Raw genomic sequence first — 24,090 nt, 5'->3', positions numbered from 1 at the left:
CCGGTCAGTCGTTCCTGCGGGCGATCTGGACGTTCTCCAGCACTCCGAGCGCGTCGGGCACCAGGATCGCGGCGGAGAAGTAGGTGGTGACCAGGTAGGAGATGATCGAGCGCTCGTCGATGCCCATGAAGCGCACCGACAGGCCCGGCTCGTACTCCTCCGGCAGACCGGTCTGGTGCAGGCCGATGACGCCCTGGTTGTCCTCGCCGGTGCGCATGACGAGGATCGAGCTGGTGTTCTCCTTGCTGATGGGGATCTTGTTGCAGGGCAGGATCGGGACCCCGCGCCAGGCCGGTACCTGCTGTCCGCCGAGGTCGACGTGGTCCGGGTAGAGGCCGCGGGCGTTGAACTCGCGCCCGATCGCCGCGATGGTCCGGGGGTGGGCGAGGAAGAGCTTGGAGCCGCGGCGGCGGCAGAGCAGTTCGTCGAGGTCGTCCGGGGTGGGCGGGCCGGAGTGCGTCTGGATCCGCTGCTTGAAGGCGGCGTTGTGGAGCAGACCGAACTCCCGGTTGTTGATCAGCTCGTGCTCCTGGCGCTCGCGCAGCGCCTCGACGGTCAGCCTGAGCTGCTCCTCGGTCTGGTTCATCGGCTCGTTGTAGAGGTCGGCGACCCTGGTGTGCACCCGCAGCACGGTCTGCGCGATGGAGAGTTCGTACTCGCGCGGGTTGAGCTCGTAGTCGACGAAGGTGCCGGGCAGTTCGGGTTCGCCGCTGTGGCCGGCCGACACGGCGATCTCGGCCTCGCCGTGCTTGTTCTGCCGCTGGTGCGGAAGCGAGCCGAACCGCTGGACGTGGGCGTGCAGATGGGGCGCCGAGGAGAGCACCGCGTCGAAGTCGGCGCGGGAGAGGGTGAGCAGGGTGCCGGCGGTGGCGGCGGTGGCGGTGTAGTCCCACGTCCCCGCGCCGTCGAGGAGGGCGTGGTCGCCGAAGCGGTCGCCGTCCGCGAGCACGCCGACAGCGACCTCGTCGCCGTACTTGCCGACGGCGGTCTGGTTGATCCGGCCGTGGGCGATCAGGTGGATCTCGCCCGCGGGGGAACCCCGCTCGACCAGCACCTCACCGGGGCGGAAGTCGCGCTGGACGCACCGGCCCGCGAGCGCGGTCAGCACCTCCACGTCGTCGAACCCGCGCAGCATGGCGATCTCGCCGAGCTCACGCGGGATCACCCGGACGTGGGCGCCGTCCTGGACGAACTCGATGCGGCCGTCGCCGACGGTGTAGGTCAGCCTGCGGTTCACCCGGTAGGCGCCGCCCTTGGTCTCGACCCAGGGGAGCATCCTCAGCAGCCAGCGGGAGGTGATCTCCTGCATCTGCGGGGCGGACTTGGTCGTGGTGGCGAGGTTGCGGGCGGCCGCCGTACCCAGGCTGGTCTGCCGGGGCGGCTCCAGCCGCGCCTCCGGGCTGGTGTCCACGGTCATCGGGCGGGCTCTCCTTCGTAAGGCGGCGGTCGGCGCACGCGCGCGGCGGCCGGTGGAAGAAAAAAGAGGGTGAATATGCGGGTAATCCGTCCAGATCCGGGAGCACACTAGCCCCGGGCGCACCACGCTCACTCCCGAAAGGCGTTCGGATTACCTCGATGCGATGATCTTGACCCGTGGGGTGTTTGGGGATCGCCGCGGCGGTATCCGGCCGGGTCGAACAGCCTCGTTCGGCCTGATCCTGACGCAACCTCAGAAGACGGGCCCGCCGGGAGGCGGCACACCGGCCCTTCCCTGCCCCTCCAGGCCCGTCCAGGCCAGTTCCCGGCCCCTTTCCGGCCCCTTACCGGCCCGTCCACGGCCGGTTCCCGGCCCGAGGACCCGCCCCGGCGGGCCTCGTATCGGCGCGGACCGGCCACGGCGGCCGGTTTCCTTCGCACACCGCCTGCCGCTCCTGTCCGGCGCCCCCGCGGCGCGTGAGGCGTAGCGCCGGGGCGGGTGGGCAGGGGCCTTCCGTGCGGGCGCCCCGGCGCCGGCCCCCCGCCCCGCCCCGGGCGGGGCCCCGAGCGTTGGAGCGCTGAGTTCGAATGAGCGGCAGTCCCGCGGTCTCCCGTCAGGAGTTCGACGCGATCTTCGCCGCGGTCCGTACGTGGGGCGGCTGGTCCCCGGCCGACCGCGGCGCCTGGAACCGGGTCACCCCCGAGCACGTACGGCGGGCCACGGCCCTGGTCCGGTCCGGGACGGCGGTCCCGCTGGGGCTGCCCTGGGACACCCGGGCCGGCCCCGACAACGACAGGCCCGCCCTGCACCACATGACGGACCTCGGTGACGTGGAGCCCGCCGAACCCGCCACGTACAAGGACTTCATCGCCGCCGATTTCCACGGCAAGGCCGTGAGCCACCTGGACGCCCTGGCGCACGTCGCCTACCGGGGGCGGCTCTACGACGGGCGAACGGCCCGCGAGGCCGTCGGCGCCTCGGGCGCGCGTTTCGGCTCGGTGGCGGCGCTCGGCCCCCTCGTCACCAAGGGCGTGCTCCTGGACCTGCCGGCCGTCCTCGGGGTCGGCTGGCTGGAGCCCGGGCACCCCGTCCACGCGCGGGACGTGGCCGCCGCGGAACGGGCGCTCGGCGTGACGGTCGACGACGGCTGCGCGGTGCTGCTGCGCTCCGGCCGCTTCCGCAGGCGCCGGGAACTCGGCCCCTGGGACGTCGGCGCCGCGAGCGCGGGCCTGCACGTGGACGCCGTGCCCCTGCTCGCCGAGCGGGCGATCGCCCTGCTGGGCGGCGACGGGGACAGCGATCTGCGGCCCTCGCCCGTCGAGGGCGTCCACTCCCCCGTCCACGCCCTCGCCGTGGCCGCCATGGGGGTGCCGCTGCTGGACAACCTGGACCTGGAGGCGCTCTCCGCCGCCTGCGCCGGGGCGGGGCGCTACGAGTTCATGATCGTCGTATCGCCGCTCAACGTGCCCGGCGGGACGGGTTCGCCCGTCAATCCGGTCGCGATCCTCTGATAAGAACAAAAAGGGGAGGAATATACTCGGAAGGCACTCGAAGGGGCTCGGCCGAAGGGCTCGGCGAGGGGATGATGCGCATGGGAGCCACGGGAGAGCAGATCGGCCCCGCACGCTCCCGTGAGCGGTTCCTCGGGGGCGAGCCGCTCACGGGCGGGGTGCGAAGCCCGATCATGAACTCCTGGCTGCGCTGCCAGTCTCTGGGGCTCTCACCGGACCAGACCGAGCTTCCCTACCGGGACGACTTCGATCCGGACAGCCGGCTCGTACGCGCGGCGGCCCCGGTGCTCGACCAGCTGGCGTCCCGGTTCTCCGGCAGCCCGATGAACGTGGCCCTCGCCGACGCGGGCGGAACGGTGCTGGAGCGGCGCTTCGGGGAACCGGACCTGGCCCGCACCCTCCCGCCCATCCAGAGCGTGCCCGGCTTCGTCTTCGCCGAGCGGGTCGCGGGGACCAACGGCATCGGCCTCGCCCTCGCCGAACGGCGGCTCGTCCAGGTCTACGGGGCGGAGCACTTCGCCCAGCGCTCCCAGTCGAGCGCCTGCTCCGCGACCCCGATCCGCGACCAGCTGAGCGGGGACATCGTCGGCGTGCTGTGCTTCGGGTACCCGCACAGCTACCAGGACCCCGCCCTGGCAGCCCTGGTCCGACGGGCCGCAGAGACCGTCGAGCGGCGGCTGATGGAGCAGCGGTCGGCCCGGGAGCGCGCACTGCTGCGGACGTACCTCGACGCCGGCCACCTCGCCCACGGCGGCGCGGACACCGGCAACGGGCACCTGATCGCACTGGCCGAGCTCGGTGACAGCGGGCTCGGCCGGGGCGATCAGCTGATCCTCAAGGAGAAGGCGACCGAGCTCATCTGCTCGACCCAGCGGGCCGCCGTGGAGGTGGCCCTGCCGCACGGGCGGGGGGTCACCCTGATGAGCCGCCCGGTCACGAGCCGCTCCGGGGTGGAGGGCGTCGTCGTCGAGGCCGTGCTCACCGGCGAGGCCTCCGAGGCGCCGCGAGCAGGACCCGCGCACCACGCCGCCGGCCCCGCGCCCGCGGACCACGTCACCGGCCCCACCCGGGGACTGGTGCTGGTGGGCGAGCCGGAAGTGGGCAAGTACGCCGTCGCGGCGCGGCGCCGGCTGGAGCTGCTGGCCGAGGCCAGCGCCCGCATCGGCACCACCCTGGACGTGACCCGCACCGCCCGGGAGCTCGCCGAGATGGCGGTTCCGCGCCTGGCGGACTACGTCACCATCGACGTGCCCGAAGCCGTGCTGCGCGGTGAGGAGTCCGCCCATCCGGCGACCGAGCTGCACCGCGCGGTGGTCCACGGGGTGCGCGACGACTGCCCCTTCTATCCGGCGGGGCGGCGGGTGGAGCTGCGCGCCGGTACCCCCCACATGCGGTGCCTGGACAGCGGGCAGGAGGTGCTGGAACCCGATCTGAGCACCGCCGTCGGCTGGATCGACCAGGAGCCGGAGCACGCGCGGCGGATCCTCGACCGCGGCGTGCACTCCCTCGTCTGCGTCCCACTGCTGGCCCGCGGCGTCCTGCTGGGGATCGCGAGCTTCTACCGGTCGCGGGACCCCGCGCCCTTCGGGGACGACGACAGCCGGCTGGCCCGGGAGCTCGCCGCCCGCGCCGCCCTCTGCATCGACAACGCCCGCCGGTACACCCGCGAGCACACCCTGGCACTGGCCCTTCAGCGGAGCCTGCTGCCGCACGGCATGCCCGAGCAGGGCGCCGTGGAGGTCGCGCACCGCTACCTGCCCTCCGAATCCGGAGTGGGCGGCGACTGGTTCGACGTCATCCCGCTCTCCGGCGCCCGTGTCGCGCTGCTCGTGGGGGACGTCGTCGGACACGGGCTGCACGCCGCCGCCACCATGGGCCGGCTGCGCACCGCCGCGCGCAACTTCGCCGAGCTGGAACTCGCCCCCGACGAACTCCTCACCCACCTGGACAACCTCCTGGTGCGCCTGGACCGGGAGGAGGGCGGCGAGAACGACGCCGGCAGCACCGGGATCGTCGGCGCCACCTGCCTGTACGCCGTCTACGACCCCACCTCGCGGCTGTGCACGATGGCCCGCGCCGGGCACCCCCCGCCCGCACTGGTCCACCCCGACGGCGGCGTGGTCTTCCCCGAGCTGCCCGCCGGTCCCCCGCTGGGCCTGGGCGGTCTGCCCTTCGAGACCGCCGAGATCCGGCTCACCGAGGGCAGCACGCTGGTCCTCTACACCGACGGGCTCATCGAGGGCCGCCACCGCGACCTCGACGTCACCCTCGACCGGCTGAGCCGCGCCCTGGCGCACCGTGGCCGTACGCCGGAGGACACCTGCCGGGCGGTCATCGACGCCGTGGCGCCGGACCACCCGGAGGACGACATCGCGCTGCTCGTCGCCCGCACCCGTACGCTGCCCGCCGACCGGGTGGCCAGCTGGGACGTGCCCGCCGACCCGGCCGAGGTCTCCGGGGTCCGCGCCGCCGCCACCCGCCGGCTGACCGACTGGGGGCTGGAGGAGCAGGCGTTCGCCGCGGAGCTGATGCTCAGCGAGCTGGTCACGAACGCGGTCCGCTACGGCACCGAGCCCATCCAGGTGCGCCTGATCCTCGACCGCACCCTGATCTGCGAGGTCTCCGACGGCAGCAGCACCGCCCCGCACCTGCGGCGGGCGGCCAGCACGGAGGAGGGCGGGCGGGGCCTGTTCCTCGTCGCGCAGCTCGCCCACGCCTGGGGCACCCGCTACACCCCCCACGGCAAGGTCATCTGGGCCGAGTGCGCCCTGGACGCGGCCTGACCGGCGCGGCGCGCCCCGTACGGCGGTCCTGCCGGCCACCCGAGACACAGACCGTCACATATAACCGATATGTCCATGGTCGCCAGTAGCATCACCGGTGTTCCCCCCTCGCTTCAGGCAGTCCCTCCCCACAGGCGGCCCCGGAGAAGTCCGTGCATGACACTCCCGTCACCTCGCCGAGCCCGCCCCCGCGCCCCGGCGCGGAACCCCTCGTCCGGATACGCGGCCTCGGCAAGCGGTTCGGCGGCACCGTCGCCCTGGACGGGGTCGACCTCGACGTCCACGGGGGCAGCGTCCTCGCCCTCCTCGGCCCCAACGGAGCCGGGAAGTCCACCCTCATCAAGGTGCTCGCCGGGGTCCATCACGCCGACGAGGGCGAGGTCACCGTGGCCGGGCACCCGCTCGGCTCCGAGGCGGCCCACCGCGCCATGTCCTTCATCCACCAGGACCTCGGGCTGGTCGAGTGGATGACCGTCGCCGAGAACATCGCCCTGGGAACCGGCTACCCGCGCCGCGGCGGCCTGATCTCCTGGCGCCGGACCCGGCGCCGCTGCGACGAGGCGCTGCGGATCGTCGCCGGACACCTCGACGCCGACGCCCGGATCGCCGACCTCGCCCCCGCCGAACGCTCGCTGGTCGCCATCGCCCGCGCCCTGGCGAGACGGGCGCGGCTCTTCGTGCTCGACGAGCCGACCGCCACGCTCCCCGCCGCGGACTGCGCCCGGCTCTTCGGCGTCCTGCACGCCCTGCGGGACCGGGGGCACGGCATCCTCTACGTCAGCCACCGCCTCGACGAGGTGTACGAGGTCGCCGACACCTTCGCCGTCCTGCGCGACGGGCGGATCGTCAGCCACGGCCCCCTCGCCCCGTACGGCCCGGAGCGCCTGGTGCGCGACATCGTGGGCCACGAACCGGCGCCCCGCCCGCCGGCGGCCGCTCCCGTGTCCGGCGCCGGGCCCGCGCGCCGCCGCCCGCCCCTGCTGAGCCTCGACGGCGTGCGGACCGCGCGCACCGGCCCCGTCAGTCTGGACCTGCGCGAAGGCGAGGTCCTCGCCATGGTGGGGCTGACCGGGGCCGGCCACGCACACCTGGGCCGCGCCCTCGCCGGCGCGCTGCCGCTCCTCGGCGGGCGGGCGCTGCTCGACGGCCGTCCGTACCGCCCGGGCACGGTCGCCGCCGCCCTCGGCCGCGGCGTCGGTTTCGTGGCCGCCAACCGGCAGGAGGAGGGCTGCGCCGCGGAACTGACCGTTCGGGAGAACTTCCTGGCCAATCCCCGGGCGGCGGGGGTGCCGGCGTGGCACTGGCTGCGGCCGCGCGAGGAGCGCGCCGAGGCCGCCGCCCTGATCGAGCGGTTCTCGGTGCTCCCGCGCGACAGCGAGGTGCCGATCGCCACCCTGTCCGGCGGCAACCAGCAGAAGGTCATGCTGGGCCGCGCGCTCCGGGGCGAACCGCGGCTGCTGATCCTCGAAGAGCCGACGGCGGGCGTGGACGTCGGCGCCAAGGCCTCGATCCACCGGCTCCTCGACGAGGCGCTCGCCGCGGGCCTGGCCGTCCTGCTCGTCTCCGCCGATTTCGAGGAGGTCGCCGACGTGTGCCACCGCGCGCTCGTGTTCGGGCGCGGAACCGTGGTGGCCGAGCTGGCCGGCGCGGCTCTGAACGTCACCGAACTCACCCGCACCGCCTCGGCCCTGCCCCCGGTCACCGGAAGCGCCGAGAGCCGGTGAGCCCTCCGTCCTCGCGTCGGTCCCTGCCGGGTCAGCGGCCGGGGCACGGCCACTTCCTCGGCACGTACGGCCTGTTGGCCCTCACCGTCCTGCTCTTCCTGCTCTTCTCCGTCGCGCTGCCCGACACCTTCCCCACGCGGGAGAACGTCTCCTCGATCCTCTCCAACCAGTCCATCCCGGCCGTGCTGGCGCTCGGGGCCACGATCACCGTCGCGAGCGGCAAGTTCGACCTGTCCATCGGGTACGGCCTGGGCCTCGCGCACGTGCTGGTGCTGTACCTCATCGTCGAGGAGGGCTGGCCCTGGCCGCTCGCCTGCCTCGCCGTCGTCCTCGGCGGCACCCTCGCCGGCGCCGTGAACGGCGTCATCGTCGAATTCGCCCGCATCGACTCCTTCATCGCAACGCTGGGCACCGGCAGCATGATGTACGCCGTCACCGGCTGGATCACCGACGGGGGCCGCATCGTCCCGGGCCCGGAGGGCCTTCCCGCCGACTTCACCGGGATCTACGACGCCGTCTTCCTCGGCCTGCCGGTCCCCGCCTTCTACGTCCTCGGCCTGGTGATCGTGCTGTGGGTGGTGCTGGAGCGGCTGCCGTTCGGCCGGTACCTGTACGTCATCGGCTCCAACCCCCGCGCCGCCGAGATCATCGGCATCCCCACCCACCGGTACTGCGTCTACGCGTTCGCCGCGTCGAGCACGGTCGTCGGCTTCGCCGGTGTGCTGCTCGCGGCGCAGCAGCAGATCGGCAACCCGAGCGTGGGGCTGGACTACCTGCTGCCCGCGTTCGTCGGCGCCCTGCTCGGCGCCACCGCGATCAAGCCGGGCCGGGCCAACGCCCTGGGCACCCTGGTGGCGGTGGCCGTGCTCGCCGTCGGTCTCGCCGGGATCGGCCAGCTCGGCGCGCAGTTCTGGGCCACCCCGCTGTTCAACGGCGCCACCCTGCTCCTCGCGGTCGGGCTGGCCGGCTACTCCGCCCGCCGGCGGCTGCGGGCCGACGCGGCCGTCCCGTAGCCCGGTAGCCCCGTAGGACACCTCGCAGCGCACACCAGCCTCAGGAGCACCGTGGACCCGAACCGCAAGACCGCCCGCGCGGCCGCAGCCCTGCTGGCGGTGGCCGCCACCGCCCTCGCGGGCTGTGGGAGCGGCACCTCGGACACCGGCGGCCCCTCCCCGGCGGGCGCGGGCTGCCCGGCCGTCCTCCAGGCGGCGCGGGCGGCCGTCGAGCGGGCCGAGCGCGCCGTCACCCCCTGGAACGGCCCCACCACCGGCCCCGCGGCCATCCCCGGCAAGTCCCTGGTCTACGTCGCGCAGACCATGACCAACCCGGGCGTCGCCGGGGTGGCGAACGCCGTCCGGGAGGCGGCGCGGACCATCGGCTGGACGGTCCGGGTGATCGACGGGCAGGGCACCCCGGCGGGCATCCAGGCGGCGCTCAGCCAGGCCGTCACCCTCAAGCCCTCGGGCATCGTCATCGGCGGCTTCGATCCCCGGCTGACCTCGCAACAGGTGGCGCGGGCCGGGGCCGAGGGCATTCCGCTCGTCGGCTGGCACGCGCTCAGCGCTCCCGGCCCGAGCACGAGTCCCCGGCTGTTCACGAATGTCACCACGAGGGTGGAGGAGGTGGCGAAGGCCGCCGCGGACTGGGTCATCGCCGGGTCCGGCGGCCACGCCGGAGTCGTCGTCTTCACCGACGACTCGATCCCGTTCGCCGAAACCAAGTCCCGGCTGATCGAGGAGCGGCTGGCCGCCTGCCCCGGCGTGCGGCTCCTGGCACAGGCGAACATCCCGATCCCGGACGCGAGCCGGCGCACCCCCCAGGAGGTCTCCTCGCTCCTGTCCCGCTTCCCCAAGGAGTGGACGTACTCCGTCGCCATCAACGACCTGTACTTCGACGACGCCGCCCCGGCCTTCCGCGCCGCCGGAAGGCCGGGCGCCGGACCGCCGCTCAACATCGGCGCCGGCGACGGCGACCCCTCCGCGTTCCGGCGCGTCAACAGCGAGCGGTTCCAGGCCGCCACCGTCCCGGAACCGCTCGCGCAGCAGGGCTGGCAGATCGTCGACGAGTTCAACCGCGCCTTCGCCGGCCGGCCCGCCAGCGGCTACGTCGCACCCGTGCACATCTCCACCGCCGCCAACAGCGCCGGAGCCTCCTCCTGGGATCCCCAGGGGTACCGGGAGGCGTACGAGAAGATCTGGCAGGGCTGACGGGAAGGGCGGCCCGGAAGGGGGCGCGGCCGGCCCGGCGGGCGACCACCACCATTCGCCCGCGCGCCCGGCGGGCCCCGTGTGGGGGGCACGGACCGCAATTGTGCGGGGCCACCGCCCATGTGCGGGCGGCCCGGATGGCGTTGAGTCGGGCATACCGATCGGCCGGCACGGACCCCACGTCAGCCGCGCGTCCCGCGCACGCGGGGGGGGTCGGCCGTGCTCGCCCCTAGCGGGTGAGGTCGTGGGCGGAGTCGGCGAAGGCGGTCCGGTTCGGGTGGCCGGTTTTCCTCAGGAGGTTCGCGACGTGTTTCTCGACGGTGCGCAGCGAGATGTGCAGCCGGGCGGCGATGTCCTTGTTGCTGGTGCGTACGGCGACCAGCCGGGCGACCTCGAACTCGCGGGCCGTCACGCCGCACCGGCGCAGTCCGTCCGGCACCTCCTCCGTTCCGGTGCGCCGTTGCCGGACGGAGGCGCCCATGCCGCGCAGCAGGGCCCGGCAGGCGCCGGCGGCCGCCCGGAGGCCGGCGCCGTGGAAGTACTCCTCCGCCTCGTGGAGCCAGTCGACGGGCTCGCCCCAGCCGTCCTCGTACGCCGCCCGCGCCACCAGGCGCAGGCACAGCCGGCGCGCCATGGGGTAGAGCTCGGCCGCCTCCAATGCCTTGCCCGCGACGGCCGTCGCCTCCTCGGGCCGGCCCTCGCGGCCGAGCAGCACGGCCTGCGCCAGGCCGGCGAACTGGTGGTTCCAGCGGGTGCCGCCGGCGCTGGCCCGCGCGGCGGCGGCGAGGTGGCGCCGGCCCATGCGTCCGTCCAGTACGCCGAGCAGCAGGATGACGCCGTGTCTGCCGAAGTCGCCGGCCGAGGGGTTCTCGGCGTCGTGGGCGAGGGCCTGCGCGAACTCCTGGCGGGCGGCGTCGTACCGCTCCTCCAGCAGCGAGCAGAACGCCCGGGCCAGCCCGTACGACAGCGCCCGGGCGGTGGGCTCGGCGTCGAGGAGCGGGGTGAGCCGTTCCAGCGCCTCCCGCATCTCGGGGCGCCGGCCCTGGTGGGCGCAGCGTACGGCCTCGGCGAGCCGCAGCGCGGCCAGGGTCCGGCCCAGTCCCAGGCGTGCCGCGTCGGCGGCGGCGTCGTCGATCAGCTCCCGGGCCTCCTCGAACGCGCAGCGCCGGATCCGGTCCAGCGCGAGGACGAGGCCGGCTTCGTGCGCGAGGGGGAGCAGGCCCATGCGCAGGGCCTCCCGGCGGGTCCGCTCGACGCGGGTCGGCCGGTCGTCGTGGCTCGCCGCGACCGTGGCCAGCTCCATCTCGGCGTGGACGCGCAGGACGGGAAGGTGCCGCGCGAGGGCGATCGCGCGGGCCCGGCTGAAGTGGGCCACCGCCGCGGGTTCGTCCTGGTCCCGCTCCAGCCGGCCGAGCAGCAGCAGGGCCCGGCCGGCCACGTCGGGGAGGCGGGCGCGCTGGGCGCCTTCCACCGCCCGGCGGGCGAGCGCGGCGGCGGTGGCCAGCCGGTCGGGGGCCACCCGGCTCAGCTCGACGTGCGCCGCGGCGAGGTCCACCACGGGGGTGTGGGCCTCGGACGGGTGAGCGTCGAGCAGCCGGCGGGCGGTGTCCAGGTGGGCGCGGGCCCGCGCGGGTCGCCCCCGCAAGGTGGCGATCTCGCTGAGCCGGGCGTGCAGCCCGGCCCGCCGCCGGGCCGGGAGGTGGTGGGCGGCGCCGCACTCGTCGCCGCCTCCGTCTCCGTCGCCGCCTCCGCCCTCCTCGTCCGGGCCGGTCTGCGCCGGTACCCGGTCGAGGCGGCCCGAGCAGGCGACGGCGTCGAGCAGGCGCTCCAGCAGCGTGGCGTGCGCCTCGGGGCTGGTGGTGCCGGGTTCGAGGAGGCGGTGGGCCCGGGTCAGCAGCTCCAGCGCCCGTTCCACCGCGCCCTCGTCCATCTCCCGCCGCGCCGCCTCGCCGTACAGCCGGACGGCCTCACGGGCGTCGCCGGCGTGCTCGTACAGCCGGGCGGCCGGTGCGCACCACGCGCCGGGCAGCCCGGGGTGCAGGGCCGTGAGGGCGCGCACCGCCCGCCGCGCGTACCCGGCCCGCTCCCCCGGTCCGAGGTCGTCCAGCAGCGCCTCGGCCGCCAGCCGGTAGCGGAAGGCGTACCACTGGGTGCCCGGCCCGTCGGGGGTGATCAGGTACGAGGCGACGGCCGCGCGCAGGACCGCGGACAGCTCGCCGTGGTCGCGGCCGAGGGCCCGCTCCAGCACCGGCAGGGGGAAACTCCGGCCGAACAGGGCGGCCATGCCGAGGAGTTCCGCGCCGAGCGGGCCGAGCCCCGCGGCCTGGCGCCGGACGGTGTCCGTGACCCCGGCGGGGACGGCGGGCGCCCCCGGGCCCTGGCGGCCTCGGCGGCCCGCGCGTCCGGCGAGGTCGTGGGCGAGTTCCTTGACCACGAACGGGATCCCGGCGGAGCCGGCCACCGTCCGCCGCAGGAGCTCGGGACAGACGGCTCCGGGGGTGACGCCCAGCTCGGTCGCCACGAGCAGGCGCACCTCGGGGTGGTCGAGGGGCCCGAGGCCGAGCGCGGTCGCGGCGCCGCGCTGGCGTGCCCGGGCGGCGAGTTCGGCGGCCGCGCCGCAGGCCCGCCCCGCGACGAGCAGGAGCGCGGCCGGCTGCTGCCCGATGTTGTCGAGGAGGTATTCGAGGACGGCCAGGGTCCCGGCGTCGGCGTCGTGCAGATCGTCGAGGACGAGGAGGCAGCCGCGGCCTTCCCCGACGGAGCCGAGCAGGCGCAGCACCGTCTCGCCGACCATGACGTGCGAGGCGGCGGCGGCCGGGTCCCGCTCGTCGCCGAGCAGCCGGGCCAGGACCGGGCCGTGGTGGCCCAGCGCGCCCGGGCCGGGGAGCAGGCCGGTGCGGGCCAGCAGGAACAGCGCTTCGACCAGGGGCCGGTACGGGACGGGTGAGCCCACCGCACTGGCCCTCCCCCGGGCCGTGGCCATGCCCGCCGCCGCGGCCGCGGCGAGGGCCTCGGCGGCGAGGCGGGTCTTGCCGACGCCGGGCTCCCCGGTGACGAAGATCGCTCCGCCCCGCCCGGCCCGGGCGGCGGTCAGCGCGGCCGTGATCCTCCCCATCTCGGCCGCGCGGCCGATGAGTTGCGCCGGTCCGGTCCGCGGGCCCTCGTGCGGGCCCGCGGCGCCGCGGTCGTCGTCCGGTAGGGCAGGCCATGATTCGAACACCGGAACGTCCCCTCCCCGGCGGGCCTTTCGCGACGCCGCCGGGGACGACGATAGGAAGGGGCGGGTGCCGTCTGAAGCCGTCCGTTTGGGGGGCTTGCGCCGGACCGGCGGCTTCCGGATGCTCATCCCCCGTCGAGGTGGTCCTCCCGTACCCGCCGGGCCAGGTCGAGCTTGGTGTACGTGGGGCGGCCGGCCTGCTGGTACTTGGCCTTGACCCGGTCGAGGTAGTCCTTGGCGGTGTGGACGGTGATGCCGGCACGCCGGGCGGCGGACTTGAGGGTCATCCCCGAGGCGTAGTCGAGCAGGATCTGCCGCTCCCGGGGGGAGAGCCGGGGGCGGGCGGGGCTGCTGTCGTGCGCGCAGGCGAAGGCGAGTTCCGGGGAGTGGGCGCCCCGGCCCGTGGCGAGGTCCTTGATGGCGGTGACCAGGGTCGGCAGGTCGTGGTCCTTGGTCAGGTAGCCGTCGGCGCCGGCCCGGATCGCCTCGATGATCCGGGAGCGGTCCGGCACCGTGCTGATCATGAGCACCCGGCTCCCGGTGCGCAGCAGCCGCCGGATGTTGTCGGTGGGGGCGGATCCGTCCCGCAGTACGAGATCGAGCAGGACGATGTCGGGCGGGGCGATGTCGGCCGGGGCGATGTCGGGCGCGGTGTACCCGGGCGCGCCGGCCCCGTACGGACGGTGGCCGTCCGCGGCGGCGAGGAGTTCCCCGACGGTGGCCGCGGTGGCCACGAGCCGCAGTTCCGGCACCCCGCCCAGCCAGGCCCGCAGGCCGTCCAGGAGCATCCGGTCGTCGTCGACCACCGCGACCGTGATCACCCGGGCCATCTCAGCTCCACCCGTACGCCCTCTCCGGGGGCGGTGTCGACGGTCGCCCGGCCGCCGACCTCGGCCATCCGGTCGTGGACGGAGCCGCGCAGCCCGAGGCCCGGCCGGTGCCGCCCGGGGTCGAAGCCGGGCCCCCGGTCGACGACGGTGACGAGGGCTCCCCCGCCTCCGTCCGGGTCCCCGGTCGCGGTGAGGTACGCGTGTCCGGTCCCGGCGTGCCGGCGTACGTTGTTCAGGGCCTCGCGCACGGCGTCGCCGAGCGCGGCGGCGACCTCGGGCGGCACCTGCGGAAGGTCGTGGTACTGGGCGGTGACCCGCAGCTGGAGGCCCTCGACGCAGCCGACCGCGTCCTCCAGGGCCGTGCCGATCTCCCGGTGGTGGACCTCCTCGGCGGTCTGCTGGATCAGCCGGCGCAGGTACGAGGCCTCGCGGGCGCACCGCTCGCGCACCTCGGCGGCGTTGGCGTCGACCGCGCCGGACGCCAGGGTGGTCAGGGTGGCGAGGACGGTGTCGTGCAGCGCGCGGTGGTGTTCGAGCCGCTCGGCGTAGCGCGCCTTGTGCGCCTCGGCGGCCAGCGCGCGGGCGTTGGCCCCGTCGAGGAGGCGGCCCTGGCGGAGCAGGTACCAGGTGAAGGCCCAGGCCAGCACGGCCGACGAGACGAGTGCGTTGAGGTGGCCGGCGATCACGGCGGGGCTGGTGCCGACCGCGCGGTAGCCGATGAGGTGGGTCACCATCAGGAGCGCGACCACACCGAGGACGTGGAGCCGCGGGAGGGTGATGGCCGCGGTGGCGCTCCCCGACCCGCCGAGCAGCATCGCCCACGCGAGCGTGGCCGGCTCGTGCACGTCGCCCCAGGCGCAGAGGGCCAGGGGCAGCGTGCAGCCGGTCACGAGGACGTCCGCCCAGACGTACCGCGTCTCGAACCGGCCGCGCCGCAGGGCCGTTCCGTAGAGGAGGGCGCTCAGTCCCAGGGCCGCGGCGATGCCCGCGTACGGCAGGGGGACCTCCGGCCGGCGCTGGGCGACGGCGAGGACGCCGACCGCCAGGTGGCTCGCCCGGTAGAGCAGGGTGGCCACGATCATGAACGACCGGGCCCGTTGTGTCCCCGAGCCGACCCCGGTCGTCTCCCGCAGTGCCCGTACGCGCCGTATCGGTAAGGACCGCACCACCAAGACCACACCTCCGCCTACCGGTGGCAGCGCGGGATCCCGGGTCGTCCCGACCGGAACGGGGTGGGGTCACACATCCCGCGACTGCCAGTGACACCACGTATGTTGCCCCAGGAGGTGCATGCCCAGAAGGTGCGGGCCGGGCTGCTCGCGAGCTTGGCCGACGCCGGTCCACGGGCTGGCCAAAAACGCGTCGGGGGACGGCGCCGGCTCACCGCCCGCTTGACGGGTGCGGCGGTCCGGAGCCCTTCGTCGGGGTCGGCTCGCAGCCGGCCGGGGCGCTGACGTCCGCGACGCCGGAGCCGCCCGGGTGCGGCAGCGCTTCCTCCCGGTCGATCCGGTCGCGGACGCGGCTCGGTCGTGCGAGGTCCTTCAGGTGGTGCGCCTCGGTGAGTGCGCGCCCCCAGGCGGGATGACACATGCCGGAACTCCCCTCTCGGCGGCCTCGTGCGGTGGGTGGTTCAGCTCAGTTCCCGGATGCGGACCAGGTTGCCCGCCGGGTCGCGGAAGGCGCAGTCGCGGATGCCGTACGGCTGCTCGGTCGGCTCCTGGACGACTTCGGCGTCGGCCGCCCGCACCTTCTCGAACGTGGCGTCGAGGTCCCGGGTGGCCAGCAGGATCCAGCCGTGGGTGCCCTTGGCCATCATCTCGGCGATGGTGCGGCGCTCGTCCTCGGTGATGCCGGGGTCGGCGGCCGGCGGCGCGAGGAGGATCGACGTACTCGGCTGGTCGACGGGGCCTACGGTGATCCAGCGCATCGCGCCCTGTCCGACGTCGCTGCGGACCTCGAAGCCGAGGACGTCGCGGTAGAAGGAGAGGGCGGCGTCCGGGTCGTCGTGCGCGAGGACGCTGGTGTGAATGGTGATGTCCATGACCGTCACGTTAGGTGGGGTGCGGCGCCCCGCGCTTCTCCATTCCTGATCAGATGCCGCCCTGGGTCTCGACGAGCGCGGCGAGCGCGCCGGCCAGTGCGTCGAGGCCGGGGCCCGCGGGTCCGCCCGGCTCGCTCATGTACAGGTCGCGGCGGATCTCCACCATCAGCGCGGAGACCCTCGGGTCCTTGCCGTAGTGGCGCAGCGGTACGTAGGTGCCCGCGAACGGGCTGTCCAGCCCCGTGCCCCCGAAGCCGTCGAAGGCCCGCCGCGCCGCGTCGAGGAGGGCGGGGGGCGTGTGGAAGGCGTCGGTGCCGAGGCAGACCGGGGGGCGGGGTCCGTCGCCGTGGAGCTCGTAGGGCAGCGCCTTCGACGGGTACGAGTGCACGTCGATGATCACGGCCCGCCCGACGGCCGCCAGCCGCTCCTCCACGGCGTCGGTCAGCGCCCGCGCGTACGGGTGGAAGTACCGCTCGATCAGCGGCAGTCCGTCGAAGCCGGCCGGGCGGAGCGGCTCTCGGTGCGTGGTGCGCGTGTACACCGCGCCCATGCCGCGCGCGAGCATCTCCTCGCGCTCGTCGGGGAACCGCTCGGGGTCGACGACCAGCCGTGACAGCCGGTTCTCGAACCGCCAGGGGGTGACGCGCGCGGCCTCGGCGGCGCCGGCCGCGATCCGTGCCGTGTGCGCGTCGGTGATGTGGTCCAGCTCCGTTTCGAGGGCCCGGTCGTCCAGCAGGATCCCGGCGCGGACGGCGGCGGGCACGGCGCGGGAGGAGTGCGGGACGTGGAGGATCACGGGGGACCCGGGAGAGCCGGGGTGAAGGAGGGCGGCGGCGTCGCTCATCTGGTTCCTCGCTCGCGTGTCCGGTGCGCGGCGCCCGGCGGTGGCGCGCGGCCGGGTCCCGGACGCGGCTGTCCCGGCCCCGGCCAAGATCATCGCGGCTGCCGGTCGCGGGTGTCCAGCGGTGGTCGCGGAGGTCTTGCGCTGTGCGTCCACTGGACGCATAATGTGCGTCCACTGGACGCACACGACGGGAGACGGACATGGACCGGACGACGAGCAGGGAGCCGCGGGCGGCGGGCGGCGCCCCGGGGGACGCCGCGGGAGCGGCGGACGCGGTGCGCGGGAGCGCCTTCGCCCCGCGACAGGAGGACCTCGAACTGTCCCTGCCGCCGGTCTTCGAGGACCCGTCGCAGGAGCGCGAGCACCGCAAGCAGCGGCTCGCGGGCGCCTGCCGCGTCTTCGGCCGGCTCGGTTTCTCCGAAGGGGTCGCGGGACACATCACCGTGCGGGACCCGGAGCACCCGGACATGTTCTGGGTCAACCCGTTCGGCATGTCCTTCCGGCACGTCCGGGTCAGCGACCTGATCCTCGTCGACCACGAGGGGACGGTCCGCCACGGCAGGCGTCCGGTCAACCGGGCCGGGTTCGTGATCCATTCCGCGATCCACGCCGCCCGCCCCGACGTGGTCGCCGCCTGCCACGCCCACGCCGTCCACGGGAAGGCCTTCTCCAGCCTGGGGCGCCTGCTGGACCCGATCACCCAGGACGCGTGCGCCGTGTACGAGCAGCACACCGTCCACCGGGACGGCGCCGGCGCGGTGGTGGTCGAGGAGGAGGCCGGGCGGCAACTCGCCGCGGGGCTCGGGCCGCACAAGGCCGTCATCCACCAGAACCACGGCATCTTCACCGTCGGCGCCTCGGTCGACGAGGCGGCCTGGTGGTTCGTCTCCATGGAGCGCAGCGCCCAGGCGCAGCTGCTGGCGGAGGCCGCGGGCACACCGCACCTGATCGAACCCGAGGCCGCCCGGCACACCCGGGAGCAGACCGGGTTCCCCCTGGCGGGCTGGTTCTCCTTCCAGCCGCTCTGGGAGGAGATCATCCGTACGGAACCCGACCTCTTCGAATAGGCGCCACCCATGAACTCCCAGCCCGAAGCCCAGCCCGTCGCCGTACCAGCCGAGCCCGGATCCCCCGCCTGGTGGCAGGCCCGGTACGCCGAACGCGAGCGGCGCAGGCCCCGCCAGGGCGGGCTGACGCTCGACCGGATCACCGCGGGCGCTCTCGAACTGGCCGACCGCGAGGGCCTGGAGGCGCTCACGATGCGCCGGCTCGGCGAGCACCTCCAGGTCCGCCACACCTCCCTCTACCGGCACGTCGCGAGCCGCGAGGAGCTGCTGATCGAGACCGTCGACCACATGCTGGGCGAGATCCGGCTGCCCTCGCTCGACGGGGACTGGCGGGCCGGGCTGGAGGCCGGGGCCCGGGAGTTCCGCCGGGTGCTCGCGGCGCACCCGGCGGTCGTCCCCCTGCTGACCGCCGGACAGCTGCTGGGCCCCAACGCGCTGCGGGCCCGCGAGCACGCCCTCGCGGAGCTCCTCGCGCACGGCTGGGCCCCGCGGCCGGCCGTGCACGTCTACCTCACGGTCACCCACTTCGTGATCGGCGCCGCGGTGCTCGACTCCGCCGGCGCGGCCCGCACCGCCGGACAGCGCGCCGCGATGGCCGAGCTGTTCGCCTCCCTCTCCCCCCGCACCCACCCGGTGGTCCACCGCCACGCCGAGCTGCTCAACTCCCTCGATCCGCAGGCCGAGTTCGACTTCGGCCTGCGCACGCTGCTGCACGGGCTGGACCACCCGCAATCCGAGGAGGCCCCGGTATGACCGGCGAACGCGTCCTGCCGCCGCTGCGCGCGTGGACGGAGGGCGGGAGCTTCCAGAGCATCGGCGGCCACCGCGTCTTCGTACGCCGGGACGGGCCCGCCGACGGCGCGCCCGTCACCCTCGTCCACGGTTTCCCGACCTCCTCCCACGACTGGGCCGCCGTCGTCCCGGCGCTGGTCGCGGCGGGCCTGCGGGTCACCACGCTGGACCTGCTCGGCTTCGGGGAGAGCGACAAGCCCCGGCGCCACCGCTACTCCGTCCTCGAACAGGCCTCACTGGTCGAGGAGGTCTGGCGCCACCACGGAACCGGCGCCACCGCCCTGGTCGTGCACGACTACGGGGTGAGCGTCGGCCAGGAGCTGCTGGCCCGCGACCCGGCCCGGATCACGCGCGTGGCATGGCTCAACGGCGGCCTCTACCCCGACCTGCACCGCCCCGTGCGGGTGCAGCGCCTGCTGCACGGCCCGCTGGGTCCGCTGCTGGCGCACCTCACCACGCGGCGGCGGTTCGCCGCCACCCTGCGCGCCGTACTGGCCCGGCCGGTGCACGACGAGGACGTACGCGACCTGTGGGCGGCCGTGTCCCGCGCCGGCGGCCACCGCCTCGCCCCGCGCCTGCTGCGCTACATCGACGAGCGCCGCCTGTACGCCGCGCGCTGGGCCTCGGCCCTGGAGGGCTTCCCCGGGCCCGCGCTGTTCGTGTGGGGACCGGCCGACCCGATCAGCGGGGCCCACGTACTGGCCCGGATCCGGGCCCGCCTGCCGCGGGCCGAGGTGGTGGAACTGGCCGGGCCGCCGGCCGTCGGGCACTACCCGCAGCTGGAGGATCCCGAGGCGGTGTCGGCCGCGCTGACCGGGTTCCTGGCGCCCTGAGCCGGCGGCGGGCCCGTCGCCGCGGCCGTACTGCAAACGGGGGGAGGAAGGCGAGGCGTACAGCGGCCCGTACGGGTGCGGGCCGCATCCTGACCTCTCGTACGGTCGCCGCGGCACCACCCGTTCGGCCGATCTCACCCGCTGCGCGGTCCCCGCACCGCCCGGAGCCCACGGAGAACCATGGCCGAGCCCGCCGCCACCCCCCAGGCCGCCGCCCCTCAGGCCACCGCCGCCAAGCTGCTGCGGCGCCCGCAGCTGTGGCTGGTGCCCACCGTCCTCACGGGGCTGCTCGCCCTGCTGCTGTCCCTGCTGTACATGGGCGGCATCGTCAACCCCAACTGGGAGCTGCACGACCTCCCCATCGCCGTCGTCAACGACGACACCGGCAAGCCGCCGCCGGGGCAGCAGGAGAACCTGGGCGCCCAGGTGACCGCCGCCATCGCGGCCGACACCGGGGGCGGCAAGGCCGACTGGCGCACGCTCACCCGCGCCCAGGCCCAGGACCAGCTCGACTCCGGGAAGGTCTACGGCGCCCTGGTCGTCCCGGCCGGATTCACGGACTCCGTGACCGCCCTCACCACCTCGGGCGCCACCCGGCAGCCGACGATCGTCGTGCTCACCAACCCCGGCAAGGGCAGCCTCGGCTCCTCCCTCGCCGGGCAGATCACGACGAAGGCCGCGCACCAGGCGTCCCAGAACATCGGCAAGCAGCTCACGGCGGCGGCCGGCGAGCAGACGAGCCCGACCGTCAAGACGCTGCTCACCGACCCGGTGAAGGTCGTCACCCAGGTCGGCCACCCGATCGGCGCCAACAGCGGCCTCGGCCTGACGGCCTTCTACTACACCCTGCTGCTGGTGCTGGCCGGGTTCATGGGCGGCAACGTCATCAGCAACGGAGTCGACACCGCGCTCGGGTACGCGGACAACGAGATCGGCCCCTGGCACACCCGCCGCCCCACGGTGCCGATCAACCGCACCCAGACGCTGCTGCTGAAGATGGTGATGACGGCGGGGATCACCATCCTCAGCACCTCGCTGGTGCTCGTGGCCTGCGTGGCCGTCCTCGGGATGGACGCCTCGCACCTGCCGCTGCTGTGGGTCTACTCCTACTGCGCGGCCCTCGCCGTCGGGCTGGGCGTGCAGGCCATCAACGCCGCGTTCGGCGGGATCGGCCAGCTGGTGTCGATGTTCGTGTTCATCGTCCTCGGCCTGCCCTCCTCGGGCGCCACCGTGCCGCTCCAGGCCGTCCCAGGGTTCTACCGCTTCCTCTCCCACTTCGAACCCATGCGGCAACTCAGCGACGGGGTACGGGCGATCCTCTACTTCGACGCGCGCGGCGACGCGGGGCTCACCCGCTCCTGGATCATGATCGCGATCGGTACGGTCCTCGCCCTGGTCTTCGGTTTCGCGATGACCGCGTACTACGACCGGGCGGGGCACAAGCGCCTGACCCCGCAGCCCGCCTGACCCGCCCGGCGGTCCGGTTCACTTCCCGACGGTGTTCATCAGGATGATCGCCACGAGGTTCGCGAGGATCACGGCGAGGACGCCGGACACCATCAGCCAGGCCTTCTGCGATTCGTTCAGTTCCACGGGACCACCTCCACTACCCCGGTGCGGGTTCCTCGGTGGGCAGCCAGGTCCCGTGCAGGCCCAGCGGGACCCGTACCGGGATGCGGACCCGGGCCACCGGGCCGGACTCCGGTTCGTCCGCCGGGAGTACGAGGAACCAGCTGGTGCCGTCCGTACGGTCGGTGGCGAGGGTGAGCCAGTGTCCCTCGCCGTCGGCGCCGCCCGGTGTCGGCGCGAACACCGGCTCGCCGACGGCCAGGTCCCCGGCCGCCCACAGTTCGCTGCCGCCGCGCTGGAGGTCGTACCAGCGCAGGGCGTCGTGTTCGCCGGGGAGCAGGTCCCGGGCGCCCGTGCCGGAGGCGGCGGCCAGCCGGCGGTGGCGGCGCCCGATCAGGCGGTCGTCGATCCGCGGCAGCTCGATGGCCGCGTCGTCGAGCCGGGTGCGGCGCATGCTGCCCGCCTCCGGGCTGATCACGGCGCGCACCAGGCCGCCGGGGTTGGGGCCGCCGGTCGCAGGGCCCATCGCCAGGTGGTCCCACTGGACGTAGTCGAGCACGACGTCCCCGCCCTGGCCGGGCGCGCCGCCCTCCTGCCCCTCGTCCGCGTCGTAGGCGTTGACCGTGTGCCACATCCAGTACGCGTCGTCGGCGGCCTGCCGCACCGGTCCGCCGTCGCGCGGGACCAGCAGGATCCGGGTACCGCGCTCGGGCCGCCACGCCACGAACGAACCGGTGCCGGCCATCGCGGCGTCGATGTCGAAGAAGGCGGGCGCGAGGACCAGGACGACGAACCGTGCCGTCAGCGCCATGTCGTGGATCATCATCGGCTCGTCGACGGTGTCGACCGGCGTCGGCCCGCGCCTCACCTCGCCGGCCGGCCCGAGCACCGACCAGGTCAGGAAGGGCGGTTCGAGGCCGTAGCAGAAGACCACCATCTCACCGGTGCGCGGGTCGACCTTGGGGTGCGCGGTGATCCCGGCCGGCAGCGCGCCGTCGAAGGTCTCGGGCCCCAGGGTGTCCAGCTCCGGGGACATCCGGAAGGGGCAGCTCGACTCCGCCAGCGCCAGCAGGCGGCCCGCGTGCCGCACCACGTTGATGTCGGGCAGGTCCTTGAAGGTGCCGGCCAGGTCCGCGGGTACGTCCGGCTCCTGCGGCATGACCATCGATTCGAGCCCGCCCCACAGCGCCCGGCCGGCCCGCTCCTCGGCCAGTACGCCGGGCGTGCGGACGAACCGGTTGCGGTAGCGGACCGTGCCCTCGTGGATCCAGACGCCGTGCTGCCGTCGCCGTCGAGGGGGTAGAGGTAGGAGCCGATGGGGCTGAACCGGGGGTTCGGTCCGTTGCGCAGGTACGCGCCGTCCAGGCCGTCGGGCAGCCGTCCCTCCACCCGCAGGCCGACCTCGTCGACTTCGCGGGTCACCGGCGCGAACGGTCCGCTGAGGTGGGCGACCCGGGTGGGGTCGAAGGTCCGGGTCGTGTGCGTGCTCATACCAGCCTCCGGGGCACGCCGGGGACGCGGAACGGCTCCCGTGCGCCAGGTTTCAGTCAAACCCGGCGGCGCCGCCGCGGCAAGCGCGGCCCGCGCGCCCGGGCCGCGCGGGCGGCCGGCCGTGAACTCAATGAACGAAAGGATGACCGGAGCGGGCCCGGTGGGCGATCGTCTGGGGACGCGCCACCGCCGGGCGCTCGCACGGGACGCCGGAATGACGCTCCGGGCTACCGGTTGCCCGGATTCGGGCAGACATCGGCATGGGCAATTCCATTGCATCCTGCAAGGGAAATTGCGCGCGTGCGCGTGCGCGCGATAAAGCCGTCATCGAATTTTTAACGGCATTTTATTGTTGCGGGCCGCGGAACCTCTGAGGAACGACGGGCGACTTCCCGGAACGCGGGAAAACGAGTAAGGCCGAGTCAAGCCGACGCGCCGCCCCCGGCGGTTTCTCAGGCTAAATTCACAGACGAATGCGGGCGCGACCGGCCGCGCACGGCCGGTCGCGCCCGCGGGGGCTACTGCGTCATGCCCCAGCGGACCGGGGCGATCTGCTTCGACATGATGGTGATCAGCTCGTAGGCCGCGTGCGACGCGGCGATCGAGGTGATGCCCGCGTGGTCGTACGCCGGGGCGACCTCCACGATGTCGGCGGAGACCAGGTGGCAGTCGGAGAGGCCGCGCAGGATCTCCAGCAGCTCGCGGGAGGTCATGCCGCCGGCCTCGGGCGTGCCGGTGCCGGGGGCGTGGGCCGGGTCCAGGACGTCGATGTCGATGGAGACGTACAGGGGCCGGTCGCCGACCCGCTCGCGCAGCTGCTGCGCGATCTCGTCCACCCCGCGCCGCATCACGTCCGCCGAGGTGACGATGCCGAAGCCCAGCTTGGCGTCGTCGTCGAGGTCCTTCTTGCCGTAGATCGGGCCGCGGGTCCCGACGTGGCAGAGGGCGGAGGTGTCGACGATTCCCTCCTGCACGGCCCGGCGGAACGGCATCCCGTGGGTGTACTGCTGGCCGAAGTAGTCGTCCCAGGTGTCCAAGTGCGCGTCGAAGTGCAGGACCGCCACCGGCCCGTGCTTCTTGGCCACGGCGCGCAGCATCGGGAGCGCGATGGTGTGGTCGCCGCCCAGCGTCATCAGCCGGGCGCCGCCCCCGAGCAGCTCGTCGGCGGCCGCCTCGATCGTCTCCACGGCCTCGTTCGTGTCGAACGGGTTGGCGCTGATGTCCCCGGCGTCCGCGACCTGGCTGAAGTGGAAGGGGTAGACGTCCTGCGCCGGGTTGTACGGGCGCAGGGTCCGGGAGGCCTCGCGGATGGCGTTGCCGCCGAAGCGGGCTCCCGGGCGGTACGTGACTCCCCCGTCGAACGGGACCCCGACCACGGCGATGTCCGCCTTCTCCACCTGGTCGAGGCGGGGGACGCGGCCGAAGGTGGCCTGGCCGGCGAAGTGCAGGGTCCGGTCGGTCTCCGTCGGCGCGAGCGGCGGGGTCACTCCGTTGGGGTGGGCGGCCATGGTGCGTTCCGTGCCTTTCCAGGGGACTTCGGCCTGGTGCCCCGTGCCGGGACCACCAGGGGGTCGGGAGCGCCGGGCGCCGGGCGCTGCCGGGGCCCCCGGCGGGTCACATCGGCGGGTTGCCGTGCTTGCGCGCGGGCAGATCGGCGTGCTTGGTGCGGAGCATCGCCAGCGCGCTCGCGAGTACCTCGCGCGTTTCCGCGGGGTCGATGACGTCGTCGACGAGGCCGCGTTCGGCGGCGTAGTACGGGTGCAT

General features: G+C 74.5%; 18 protein-coding genes and 1 pseudogene. 9 read left to right on the top strand and 10 right to left on the bottom strand.

The window, feature by feature from the left end:
• Nucleotides 1-4: 4 nt before the first annotated feature.
• Complete coding sequence (locus IE248_RS25630; protein WP_073794126.1) at nt 5-1,417, bottom strand: family 2B encapsulin nanocompartment shell protein; 1,413 nt, start codon at nt 1,415-1,417, stop codon at nt 5-7.
• A gap of 587 nt (nt 1,418-2,004) precedes the next feature.
• Here IE248_RS25630 and IE248_RS25625 point away from each other — a divergent pair.
• The 5 genes from IE248_RS25625 (at nt 2,005) to IE248_RS25605 (ending at nt 9,642) form a co-directional block, all read left to right on the top strand.
• Nucleotides 2,005-2,928 (top strand): cyclase family protein, encoded by a 924-nt coding sequence (locus IE248_RS25625; protein WP_073794124.1) that lies wholly within the window; start codon nt 2,005-2,007, stop codon nt 2,926-2,928.
• An 80-nt stretch (nt 2,929-3,008) separates the two neighbouring features.
• Nucleotides 3,009-5,711: a SpoIIE family protein phosphatase gene (locus tag IE248_RS25620; protein ID WP_100583853.1), complete on the top strand. Its 2,703-nt coding sequence runs from the start codon at nt 3,009-3,011 to the stop codon at nt 5,709-5,711.
• 152 nt (nt 5,712-5,863) lie between these two features.
• Nucleotides 5,864-7,435 carry a sugar ABC transporter ATP-binding protein gene (locus tag IE248_RS25615; RefSeq protein ID WP_073794121.1) on the top strand — a complete coding sequence of 524 codons (1,572 nt, stop codon included), beginning with the start codon at nt 5,864-5,866 and terminating at the stop codon, nt 7,433-7,435.
• The gene (locus IE248_RS25610) at nt 7,432-8,448 is read left to right on the top strand and encodes an ABC transporter permease (RefSeq protein WP_190031838.1); all 1,017 of its coding nucleotides are present in this window, start codon (nt 7,432-7,434) and stop codon (nt 8,446-8,448) included. Before IE248_RS25615 ends, IE248_RS25610 begins: the two co-directional genes overlap by 4 nt.
• 51 nt (nt 8,449-8,499) lie before the next feature.
• Entirely contained in the window at nt 8,500-9,642 is a 1,143-nt protein-coding gene (locus IE248_RS25605) for a substrate-binding domain-containing protein (protein WP_037795284.1), read from the top strand.
• A 229-nt stretch (nt 9,643-9,871) separates the two neighbouring features.
• Here the strand turns inward: IE248_RS25605 and IE248_RS25600 are convergent, their stop codons facing one another.
• From IE248_RS25600 to IE248_RS25575, 6 genes are all read right to left on the bottom strand, one after another.
• Nucleotides 9,872-12,862: a helix-turn-helix transcriptional regulator gene (locus IE248_RS25600; protein ID WP_190031837.1), complete on the bottom strand. Its 2,991-nt coding sequence runs from the start codon at nt 12,860-12,862 to the stop codon at nt 9,872-9,874.
• Nucleotides 12,863-12,984: 122 nt separating this feature from the next.
• Complete coding sequence (locus IE248_RS25595; protein WP_190031836.1) at nt 12,985-13,689, bottom strand: transcriptional regulator; 705 nt, start codon at nt 13,687-13,689, stop codon at nt 12,985-12,987.
• The gene (locus IE248_RS25590) at nt 13,677-14,858 is read right to left on the bottom strand and encodes a sensor histidine kinase (RefSeq protein WP_190031835.1); all 1,182 of its coding nucleotides are present in this window, start codon (nt 14,856-14,858) and stop codon (nt 13,677-13,679) included. The genes IE248_RS25595 and IE248_RS25590 overlap by 13 nt, the downstream gene beginning before the upstream one ends.
• A 211-nt stretch (nt 14,859-15,069) precedes the next feature.
• Entirely contained in the window at nt 15,070-15,279 is a 210-nt protein-coding gene (locus IE248_RS38425; RefSeq protein WP_308438182.1) for a hypothetical protein, read from the bottom strand.
• Nucleotides 15,280-15,319: 40 nt separating this feature from the next.
• The gene (locus IE248_RS25580; protein WP_073794480.1) at nt 15,320-15,730 is read right to left on the bottom strand and encodes a VOC family protein; all 411 of its coding nucleotides are present in this window, start codon (nt 15,728-15,730) and stop codon (nt 15,320-15,322) included.
• Nucleotides 15,731-15,779: 49 nt separating this feature from the next.
• The gene (locus IE248_RS25575; protein ID WP_100583843.1) at nt 15,780-16,574 is read right to left on the bottom strand and encodes an N-formylglutamate amidohydrolase; all 795 of its coding nucleotides are present in this window, start codon (nt 16,572-16,574) and stop codon (nt 15,780-15,782) included.
• Nucleotides 16,575-16,774: 200 nt separating this feature from the next.
• On the opposite strand from IE248_RS25575, the gene IE248_RS25570 reads away from it, so the two are divergent.
• From IE248_RS25570 to IE248_RS25555, 4 genes are all read left to right on the top strand, one after another.
• Nucleotides 16,775-17,641 carry a class II aldolase/adducin family protein gene (locus tag IE248_RS25570; protein WP_100583844.1) on the top strand — a complete coding sequence of 289 codons (867 nt, stop codon included), beginning with the start codon at nt 16,775-16,777 and terminating at the stop codon, nt 17,639-17,641.
• 9 nt (nt 17,642-17,650) lie between these two features.
• Nucleotides 17,651-18,394, top strand: a complete 744-nt coding sequence (locus IE248_RS25565) for a TetR/AcrR family transcriptional regulator (protein WP_073794113.1) — start codon at nt 17,651-17,653, stop codon at nt 18,392-18,394.
• On the top strand, nt 18,391-19,266 hold the full coding sequence (locus tag IE248_RS25560) for an alpha/beta fold hydrolase (protein ID WP_190031834.1): 876 nt from the start codon (nt 18,391-18,393) through the stop codon (nt 19,264-19,266). The genes IE248_RS25565 and IE248_RS25560 overlap by 4 nt, the downstream gene beginning before the upstream one ends.
• A gap of 180 nt (nt 19,267-19,446) precedes the next feature.
• Entirely contained in the window at nt 19,447-20,733 is a 1,287-nt protein-coding gene (locus tag IE248_RS25555) for a YhgE/Pip domain-containing protein (RefSeq protein ID WP_190031833.1), read from the top strand.
• Between the two features lie 139 nt (nt 20,734-20,872).
• On the opposite strand, the pseudogene IE248_RS25550 reads toward IE248_RS25555, so the two are convergent.
• The 3 genes and pseudogenes from IE248_RS25550 to IE248_RS25540 all read right to left on the bottom strand — a co-directional run.
• Nucleotides 20,873-22,326 (bottom strand): annotated as a pseudogene (locus tag IE248_RS25550) (carotenoid oxygenase family protein).
• A gap of 518 nt (nt 22,327-22,844) precedes the next feature.
• A complete protein-coding gene (speB, locus tag IE248_RS25545) occupies nt 22,845-23,834 on the bottom strand; it encodes an agmatinase (RefSeq protein WP_229895519.1) in 990 nt (329 codons plus the stop codon).
• 106 nt (nt 23,835-23,940) lie between these two features.
• A partial coding sequence (locus tag IE248_RS25540) for a carboxyl transferase domain-containing protein (protein ID WP_190031832.1) occupies nt 23,941-24,090 on the bottom strand: 150 nt, incomplete at its 5' end.

Origin of the sequence: Streptomyces goshikiensis (assembly GCF_014650555.1) — a bacterium.
GTDB classification, from domain to species: domain Bacteria; phylum Actinomycetota; class Actinomycetes; order Streptomycetales; family Streptomycetaceae; genus Streptomyces; species Streptomyces goshikiensis.
Note: the sequence above shows the minus strand (reverse complement) of the source record. Positions and strands in the feature narration are given on the sequence as shown.

Coding starts and splice junctions, on each gene's coding strand:
- IE248_RS25630 (WP_073794126.1), bottom strand. CDS start 1,417: ATGACCGTGGACACCAGCCCGGAGGCGCGGCTGGAGCCGCCCCGGCAG.
- IE248_RS25625 (WP_073794124.1), top strand. CDS start 2,005: ATGAGCGGCAGTCCCGCGGTCTCCCGTCAGGAGTTCGACGCGATCTTC.
- IE248_RS25620 (WP_100583853.1), top strand. CDS start 3,009: ATGGGAGCCACGGGAGAGCAGATCGGCCCCGCACGCTCCCGTGAGCGG.
- IE248_RS25595 (WP_190031836.1), bottom strand. CDS start 13,689: ATGGCCCGGGTGATCACGGTCGCGGTGGTCGACGACGACCGGATGCTC.
- IE248_RS38425 (WP_308438182.1), bottom strand. CDS start 15,279: ATGTGTCATCCCGCCTGGGGGCGCGCACTCACCGAGGCGCACCACCTG.
- IE248_RS25580 (WP_073794480.1), bottom strand. CDS start 15,730: ATGGACATCACCATTCACACCAGCGTCCTCGCGCACGACGACCCGGAC.
- IE248_RS25575 (WP_100583843.1), bottom strand. CDS start 16,574: ATGAGCGACGCCGCCGCCCTCCTTCACCCCGGCTCTCCCGGGTCCCCC.
- IE248_RS25570 (WP_100583844.1), top strand. CDS start 16,775: ATGGACCGGACGACGAGCAGGGAGCCGCGGGCGGCGGGCGGCGCCCCG.
- IE248_RS25565 (WP_073794113.1), top strand. CDS start 17,651: ATGAACTCCCAGCCCGAAGCCCAGCCCGTCGCCGTACCAGCCGAGCCC.
- IE248_RS25560 (WP_190031834.1), top strand. CDS start 18,391: ATGACCGGCGAACGCGTCCTGCCGCCGCTGCGCGCGTGGACGGAGGGC.
- IE248_RS25555 (WP_190031833.1), top strand. CDS start 19,447: ATGGCCGAGCCCGCCGCCACCCCCCAGGCCGCCGCCCCTCAGGCCACC.
- speB (WP_229895519.1), bottom strand. CDS start 23,834: ATGGCCGCCCACCCCAACGGAGTGACCCCGCCGCTCGCGCCGACGGAG.